At 72.4% G+C, this 8,154-nt stretch carries 7 protein-coding genes; 2 read left to right on the top strand and 5 right to left on the bottom strand.

What is annotated here, in order from left to right:
• Positions 1-1,032: transposase (locus ABZ471_RS38510; RefSeq protein ID WP_359073285.1), on the top strand; the 1,032-nt coding region annotated here is incomplete at its 5' end.
• 34 nt (positions 1,033-1,066) lie between these two features.
• Here ABZ471_RS38510 and ABZ471_RS38505 read toward each other — a convergent pair.
• Positions 1,067-2,941: a glycoside hydrolase family 47 protein gene (locus ABZ471_RS38505; protein WP_359073283.1), complete on the bottom strand. Its 1,875-nt coding sequence runs from the start codon at positions 2,939-2,941 to the stop codon at positions 1,067-1,069.
• Positions 2,942-3,320: 379 nt separating this feature from the next.
• Between ABZ471_RS38505 and ABZ471_RS38500 the strand changes: the two genes are divergently transcribed.
• On the top strand, positions 3,321-3,686 hold the full coding sequence (locus tag ABZ471_RS38500) for a cupin domain-containing protein (RefSeq protein ID WP_359073287.1): 366 nt from the start codon (positions 3,321-3,323) through the stop codon (positions 3,684-3,686).
• Positions 3,687-3,754: 68 nt separating this feature from the next.
• Here ABZ471_RS38500 and ABZ471_RS38495 read toward each other — a convergent pair whose 3' ends face one another.
• From ABZ471_RS38495 to ABZ471_RS38480, 4 genes are all read right to left on the bottom strand, one after another.
• On the bottom strand, positions 3,755-4,726 hold the full coding sequence (locus tag ABZ471_RS38495; protein ID WP_359073281.1) for an NAD(P)-dependent alcohol dehydrogenase: 972 nt from the start codon (positions 4,724-4,726) through the stop codon (positions 3,755-3,757).
• 118 nt (positions 4,727-4,844) lie between these two features.
• Complete coding sequence (locus ABZ471_RS38490; protein WP_359073279.1) at positions 4,845-5,819, bottom strand: pyridoxal-phosphate dependent enzyme; 975 nt, start codon at positions 5,817-5,819, stop codon at positions 4,845-4,847.
• A gap of 125 nt (positions 5,820-5,944) precedes the next feature.
• On the bottom strand, positions 5,945-7,294 hold the full coding sequence (locus ABZ471_RS38485) for a VWA domain-containing protein (RefSeq protein WP_359073277.1): 1,350 nt from the start codon (positions 7,292-7,294) through the stop codon (positions 5,945-5,947).
• A complete protein-coding gene (locus ABZ471_RS38480) occupies positions 7,291-8,148 on the bottom strand; it encodes a MoxR family ATPase (RefSeq protein WP_359073275.1) in 858 nt (285 codons plus the stop codon). The genes ABZ471_RS38485 and ABZ471_RS38480 overlap by 4 nt, the downstream gene beginning before the upstream one ends.
• Positions 8,149-8,154: the final 6 nt, after the last annotated feature.

The raw sequence follows: 8,154 nt of genomic DNA, 5'->3' as shown, positions 1-8,154 counted from the left end.
GGTCCGGCTGCGCTGGACCGGATGCTGACCCAGGCCCGGCGCACAACCCCGTGGCTGGCTGCTGGGTCGAGTGTTCCTCAGCAGCAGCTCGTACGAGATTTCGGCAAGTCCCGTGCGAAGGCGTTGAAGGACGTCAAGGAGCGTGTGCCGCAGCACCGGCGGGCGGGTATGCCGCGTTGGAAGAAGAAGCGGGAGGTGCGGCCGTCCCTGAACTACACGCGGCGCGGCTTCCGTCTCAAGGATGGCCGTCTGCACCTCGCCGGCGGGATCGTCTTGGCGGTGGTGTGGTCGCGGGAACTTCCGGCCGATCCGTCCAGCGTGCGCGTGTACCAGGACTCCACCGGTGCGTGGTACGCCTCGTTCGTCGTGCCCGCGCCCATCGAGCCCCTTGCTCCGACAGGGCGTGTGATCGGTGTGGATTGGGGTGTGAAGGAGTTGGCCACCACTACATCCGACGACCACGACCTTCCCCACCCGCAGCACGGCAAGACGGCCGCGCCAAAGCTCGCCCGCTATCAGCGGATGATGGCCCGGCGCCGGCCGGCCAAGGGAAAGCCTGCATCGAACGGCTACCGGGCGGCGAAAGCTCAGACGGCGAAGCTGCATGCCAAGGTGGCCCGGCAACGCCAGGACGGCGCCCGCAAATGGGCCAAGAAAGTGGTACGCGACCACGATGCTTTGGCGGTGGAGGACTTCAGGCCGAAGTTCCTCGCGAAGTCGACGATGGCCCGCAAGGCGGCTGATGCTGCGATCGGCGCTGCGAAGCGGGCGCTGGTGGAGATGGCCCGCAAGCACGGGCGCATCGTGCGCCTGGTGCATCCCGTGCACACCACGATGGACTGTGCAACGTGCGGAGCGAGAACCAAGCACGCACTGCCTCTTTCGACGCGAACGTATACCTGCACCGCGTGCGCAGCCGTATCCCCCAGGGACAAGAACTCCGCCCGCGTGATGCTCGTCCGGGCAGGTCTGAACCCGGCTGGTGTCGAAGGCGTAAGACCCGCTGAGGCGCCGCCTCAGCAGGCAGCCTGAGCCAGGAATCTCCTCCCTTCGGGGAGGAGAGCAGTCAAGCCCTCTCCAGTTGCCACTGCTGCGAGGCCGCCGCGCTCACCGGCTGCTGCACCACCGCCGCGCCGTTGGCGGTGCCGTTGAGATCGAGGGCCTTGCCGCTGTTGCGGTTGACGAGTCGCTGGTAGCCGTCGGCGGTCGGCTGGAGCGTCCACTGCTGGGTGCCGGTTCCGTTGTGCGCCCACTGGTTCAGGGCGGTGCCGTCCGCGGTCGAGGAGCGCGGCACCTCCAGGACCTTGCCGCTGTTGAGGCTGGTCAGCTTGGTGTAGCCGCCCGAAGTGGTGGCGATCCAGCGCTGGTTGGCGCCGGAGTGCGGGGTCCAGGTGATCACCGCGCCGCCGTCGGCGGTCGAGGCGCCGCTCACGTCCATCGCCCGCCCGGTGGCCCGGTTGAGCAGCCGGAAGGTGCCGCTCGGCGAGGGCGCCGCGACCCGGTTGGCGCCGCGCAGCACATTGCCCTCGGTGGTGAGGTAGTTGGTGGTGTAGTCGAAGCGCGGCGCACCGGACCACAGCAGGTAGAAGTACTTCATGTTCTCCGAGTACCAGTAGCCGGGCGTCAGGTCGCCCTTGGTCGTCGGGGTCGTCGTCATGTCCGACACCACCGAGTAGCCGTTGGCGACCTTGCAGTGCGTCTTCTGCGCGTCCCACAGCCACTTGGCGCGGTCCCGGTACACCTCCTTGCCGGTCAGCAGCCACAGGAACAGCGCCGAGTCGGCGTACTCGGGGCGCAGTTGGTACTGGTTGCTGGTCGCGGCGAGCGTCGTGTAGTCGATCGCCTCCGGAGGAAGCCGGTACCGTCCCAGCGCGTCCGCCCACGAGGAGTGGTACGACTCGCCTTCGCTGACGTTGCCGCCCTGGGCCAGCAACCCGGCGTAGAACGCGGTGAGTTCGGACTGTCCTCGGCTCACCAGCGCACCGCTGTTCATGTTGACGGACCTGAACCACAGCCGCCCGTCGTACGTCTCGCCGAGGCGCTGCAGGACCGCCGAGGTCAGCGTCTGGTACCAGCCGCGGATCTCGGTGTCCCCGAAGAACTGGTAGGCGTCCCACAGGTACTCGAAGTACGAGTCCACCGGCGGATCGACGCGCGCGGTCGCGTCCGTCCAGGCGCCGGTGTCCACGTTGAGCGTCGTACCGACGAGGTCGAGCGAGGAGCGCCGGTCGTACGGGGCCTTCAGCGCCTTCTTCGCCGCGTCGAAGTACTTCTGGTCACCGGTCAGCCGGGACAGCCATCCCAGCTCGGTGATGTTGCTGCCGATCTCGGCGAGCGGCACCTGATTGCCGCTGACCGCGCCGGTGCGCAGGTTGACGTACCGGTAGGGGGCGCCGGTCGGCGAGGAGGTGAACGCGGGCAGCAGTCGGTCGGCGAGGTCGCGTGCCCTGGTCAGCAGGACCGTGTTGCCGGTGCAGTGGTAGCCGGAGAGGAGGCCGCCGACCAGCCGGATGATCGTCTCGAACACGTGGACGCTCGCGTTGCGGTCGAAGTCCAGGTTCCCGCTGATCCAGGCGATGGAGGCGTCCAGTTCGCCGTCGAGTTCCATCAGGAACAGGGTGTCCAGGGACTCCACGATCGTCAGGCCGAGCGGCGTTCCGCTGATGAAGAACTCCGAGCCGCTGCCGCTCACCGGGCGCAGTTCGTCGCGGCCCCAGGTCAGCCGCCGGTAGGCGGTCCATGCGGTGAGGAACTCCTGGCGCACGTCGTCGGCGAGCGCCGGGTCCGCCGGGCCGGGCGCGGCGGCCGCGGATGCCGCGCCCGGCCCGCCGAGGGCCCAGAACCCGGCGGCCGCTCCCGCCGCCGTGCGCAGCAGGCCGCGTCGGGTGATGCGGGTGCCCGCGGGACTGACCGGGAAGATGGGGGTGGGGGGTGTTGCCATGAGAGGCCTCCGGCGCATTGACAACGTTGTCCAGGCGTGGTGCGTGGCTCAGGGGCGGTGCGTTCGGGGTGTGGGGCCGAAAGGTGTCGCGGCGGCGGCAGTTGGCGTGCGAGCGCGGACCGGTCGGCGGTGCGGGGTGGCGCAGACAGCTGAGTCTGCAAAGCGAGCATGGGCATGTCAATACCATCGGGCGTAACCTTCGACGCCTCAGGCGCGCTCGAGCCGGGGGTGGATTCCCCCGGATGGCGGCCCCGCAAGGGCGGGCCGACGATGGGAGCGTGGGGTACGGTCACCGCCGGAACGCCGGTGCCGCCCGAGGTCGCCGGGGGACGGAGGCCGGCCCCGGCCGCGGTGAGCGGCCGGAAGGGAGGACACCGTGATGCTGGAAGTGAAGACGGTGGACAAGCCGGACGAGCGGCGTGACTTCCCCCGCGGCCACCTCGAAGCGCTCCACCTGACCGGGCTGGACTTCGCGGTGGGCACCTTCGAACCGGGCTGGCGCTGGTCGGAGTCGGTGGCGCCGATCGCGGGCACCGAGAGTTGCATGGTCCACCACAACGGCTATGTGCTGCAGGGCCGGATGCACCTGCGCATGGACGACGGCGGCGAGGGCGAGGTCGGCCCCGGCGACGTCTTCGTGTGCCCGCCCGGCCACGACGCCTGGGTGGTCGGAGACGAGCAGGTCGTGGTGTTCGACTTCGCGGGAGGCATGGCACAGCACTACGCCAAGTCTTCGGGGACTTGAGCCGGTCCACCGGTGCCCCGCGGTGCGCGCCCCACCGCGGGGCACCGGCATGAACGCCGGACGAGGGGTCAGACCGTGACGACGACCTTCCCGCGCGCGTGCTCCTCTTCCAGGTACCGGATGGCCTCGGGCGCCTCGCCCAGCGGGTAGGTCCGGTCGATCACCGGGGCGAGTCGCCCGGAGTCGGCCAGCTCCCGCAGATCCGCCAGCACCGCCTTGCCGGGCGCCGGGCCGATGAGCGGGCGCAGCCGCTGGCGGACGAAGGGGGAGAGCACGAGCCCCTTGAGGATGAGGACGGGGGCCCCGAGGAACTGCCCCGACCTGCCCCCGCTGCCGAGCACGAGCGTCCCGGTGGGCGAGAGGGCGCGCCGGAGGCCGACGATCCCGTGGTTGGCCGCGAGGTCGAGGACGACGTCGTACCGTCGCCCGCCGCGCGTGAAGTCCTCCCGCGTGTAGTCCACGACGTGGTCCGCGCCCAGCGAGCGGACCAGCTCGGCGTTGCGCGTGCTGCACACGCCGGTCACCTCCGCGCCGAGGGCCTTGGCGATCTGTACGGCGAACGTGCCGACCCCGCCTGACGCGCCGTTGACCAGCACATGCTGCCCCGGCCGCACACCTGCCACGTCACGCAGGCCGCGCAGGGCGGTGTTCCCGGCCAGCGGAAGGGCCGCCGCCTGCTCGAAGGTCAGGGAGGCGGGCTTGCGCTCCACCCAGGCGTCCGGGACGCACACGTACTCCGCGAACGTGCCGTCGACCTCGCCGAACACCTCGTCGCCCGGGCGGAGATCCCGTACGTTCCGGCCGACCGCGGCCACCTCGCCCGCGAAGTCCCGGCCCCGGATCCGGGCCCGGGGCGCGCGTGGCCCCAGCGCCAGCCGGGCCACGTACGGGTCACCGCGCATGAGGTGCCAGTCGTACGCGTTCAACCCCGCCGCCCGCACCCGCACCAGCACCTCGCCGTCGCCGGGCACCGGCCGGTCCACGTCCCTGAGTTCCAGCACGTCCGGTGAGCCGTACCGGTCCTGGACGAGTGCCTTCATGTCCTCTCCCCCTCGCTGCGTACTCGCAGGTTAGGGCGAGGTCCTGCGGTCGGGCATCGGGGAAGTGCCGTAGTCCCGGGGGAGGACGAGGGCGGCTGCGTGTAAGGGCCCGGTGCCGTCAGCCGTCGTGGGTGACGGTCTGCTCCTCGGCGTACGCGACGGCCTCCGCGTGCCCGAACAGGCCGGGCAGTCCGCCGGTGTGCACGAACACGGTCTTCTCGCCCGGCCGTACGTCGCCGTCCCGGACGGCGGCGGCCAACCCGGCCAGGGCTCGGGCGGTGTAGGTGGGGTCCAGGACGATCCCCTCGGTGCGGGCGGCCAGCCGGAGCGCTTCGGCCGCCGGACCGGTCAGCGCCGCGTACCCGTCGCCCACCTGGTCCCGGCGCACCCGCAGCCGGTCCGCCGCGACCTTCTCCGCGGTGAGCGGAGCCGCAAACCGAGCTGCCGCGGCCGCCGGGTCGGCCAGCGCGCCCACGTCGACACCGAGCACCGACTCCGTGCCGAGGGCGGCGATCAGCCCCGCCATGGTGCCGCCCGAGCCGAGTGCGACCACCGCGGTCCGCAGGTCCGGCACCTGCGCGCGAAGCTCCTCGCCGCACCGCACATAGCCCCGCGCGCCCAGCGTGCTGGATCCGCCGAACGGGACGAGGGCCGGCCGGGCGCCCCGCTCCCGCAGCCGCGCGCAGACCTCGGCAGCCGCTGCGTCGAGTCCCGCCCGGTCGACATCGCCCGCCCAGTGCAGCCGTGCCCCCAACAGGCCGTCCAGGGCGAGGTTCCCGGATCGCGACACGCCCGGCGAGCCGCGCAGCACGAGGACGGCGTCCAGACCCAGCCGGGCGGCCGCCGCGGCGGTCAGCCGTGCGTGGTTGCTCTGCGGGGCACCCGTGGTCACCAGGGTGTCCGCGCCCTCGGCGAGCGCCGCACCAACGGTCCACTCCAGCTTGCGGATCTTGTTGCCGCCGCCGCCCAGACCGGTCAGGTCGTCCCGCTTGACCCAGAGATCCTCCGGACCGAGCCCGAGCGCGGCGGCGAGCCGGGGTGCCGGTTCGACGGGCGTGGGGAAGGTGCCGAGCTGCACGGGCGGGTGGCTCATGTCGTACGTCCTCGGGTGCGGGCGGATGGCGGATGGCGACTGGGCGATGCCGGGTGCTCGGCGAGCGGACGCCGGGCACGAGGCAGCCTGCAGGGGCCCAGTCGATCATGCCCGGCCGGCTCGCGTCACACCGGCAGCAGCCTGGCGATCAGCGCGCTGAGCTGCCGGGCCGTGCGGCACTCGTGCATCTCCACCAGCTCGGCGTAGGAGGGCGCCGCCGAGTCGCCGGTGCCCCACTGGGCATGCGGCTCGGGGTTCAGCCAGTAGACGCGCCGGGCCCGCCGGGCGAGTTCGCGGACGGCGGGCAGGTTCGGGTCGCCCATGTTGGTGCGGGCGTCCCCGAGCACGAACACCGTGGACCGCGGGCCGACCGCGGCCCCGTACCGCTCGGTGAACTCGCCCAGCGCCACGCCGTAGTCGCTGCTGCCGTGCCAGCCGGTGAGCGTGGCCTCGGCGCGGATCCGGGCGGAGAGCCCGTCCGGGTCGGCGCGCCCGTGGTCGAGCAGGCCGGTCACCTCGTCGAGACGGTTGACGAAGGCGAACACCCGGATCTTGCTGAACTGGTCGTGCAGCGCCTGCACCAGCAGCATCGTGAAGTCCGAGAATCCGGACACCGAGCCCGACACATCGCACAGCAGGACCAGTTCCGGCCGGGCCGGACGACGCCTGCGCAGTACCGGCCGCATCGGCACCCCGCCGGTGGACAGCGAGGAGCGCACGGTGCGGCGCAGATCGATCGAACCGCGCGCGGCACGGCGGCGGCGCGCGGCCAGCCGGGTCGCCAGCTTCCGGGCGAGCGGCTGCACGGCCCGGCGCAGCTCGGCGAGCTGGTCCCGGCCGGCGTAGAGGAAGTCCACGCGGTCGGCCGTCGGGCGCACGGCGCGCCGGGCGATCTCGTCCCGCCCGCGCCGTTCGGCGACCCGGCGCCGCGCCTCCGCCGCGACCAGGTGGCGGAACGCCTCGATACGGCGCCGGATCTCGTCGTCCAGCAGCCGGTCCGCGAACCCCGCGCCCCCGTCCCGGCCTCTGAGGTCGGACCGCACCCGGGCCAGCAGGGTCTGCGGGCGGAGCCGGTCGAGGGTCTGGTACGCCGACCAGCCGTCCGACCCCGGTGAACTCCCGTATCCGCCGAAACCGTCCACGGCCTCGGCCGCCAGCCGGGCCATCAGCGAGCGGTCGTCGGCGGCCAGCGCCTCCGCGAGCCGGTCGCGCAGCCCCTCCCGGTCCGTCCGCTCCGTGTCCGGACCGCCGACGACGCGCGGGAAGTACAGGTCGAAGACCGGGTCGAACACCGCTCGTTGCCCCGGCCCGTGCAACAGGGTCGCGGCCAGTCCCTCCCGCAGCAGCTCGCGGTCGGCGAGCCCGAGGGCCTCGGCGGCGAGGGCCGCGTCGACGGTCTCGCCGGTCCCGATCCGCACGCCGTGCCCGCGCAGCGCGCCGACCAGACCGGTGATCCGCCCGTCGACACCGCTCACAGTGCGTCCAGGTCGAGCTTGGCCGCGGCCTTCTGCACATCGTCCTGGTGCTTGAGGATCACGCCCAGGGTGTCCCGTACGACCGTCTCGTCCAGCGTGTCGGCGCCCAGGGCCAGCAGCGTGCGCGCCCAGTCGATGGTCTCGGCGACCGACGGCACCTTGCGCAGGTCCATCGCGCGCAGCGCCCCGACCACCCGCACCACCGACTCGGCCAGCGCCGCGTCCAGCCCCGGCACCTTCAGCCGTACGATCCGCCGCTCCAGCTCCTCCTCGGGGAACCCGATGTGCAGGAACAGACAGCGTCGGCGCAGCGCCTCGGACAGCTCGCGGCCCGCGTTGGAGGTGAGCACGACGAAGGGACGGCGGGTCGCGGTGATCGTGCCCAGCTCGGGGACCGTGACCTGGAAGTCGCTGAGCACCTCCAGCAGCAGGCCCTCCATCTCGACGTCGGCCTTGTCGGTCTCGTCGATCAGCAGCACCGTCGGCTCGTCGCCGCGGATCGCGGTCAGCAGCGGGCGGGGGAGGAGGAACTCCTCGCTGAAGATGTCGGTGCGGGCTTCGTCCCAGCTCTCGTCGCGGCCCGCGCTGATGCGCAGCAGCTGCTTGGCGTGGTTCCACTCGTACAGCGCCCGGGACTCGTCCACGCCCTCGTAGCACTGCAGCCGGACCAGCCGCGCCTCGGCGACCTGGGCGACGGCCTTGGCCAGCTCGGTCTTGCCGACTCCGGCGGGGCCCTCCACCAGCAGCGGCTTGCCCAGCCGGGCGGCGAGGAAGACGGTCGTGGCGACGGCGGGCGAGGCGAGGTACCCGGTCTCGGCGAGACGGGCGGAGACGTCGTCGACGGATGTGAACAACGGGGC

The sequence above is a fragment of the Streptomyces sp. NPDC005728 genome, from assembly GCF_040630895.1.
Taxonomy (GTDB): Bacteria; Actinomycetota; Actinomycetes; order Streptomycetales; family Streptomycetaceae; genus Streptomyces.
The sequence above is the reverse complement of the archived record's forward strand: the minus strand, read 5'-3'. Positions and strand labels throughout refer to the sequence as shown.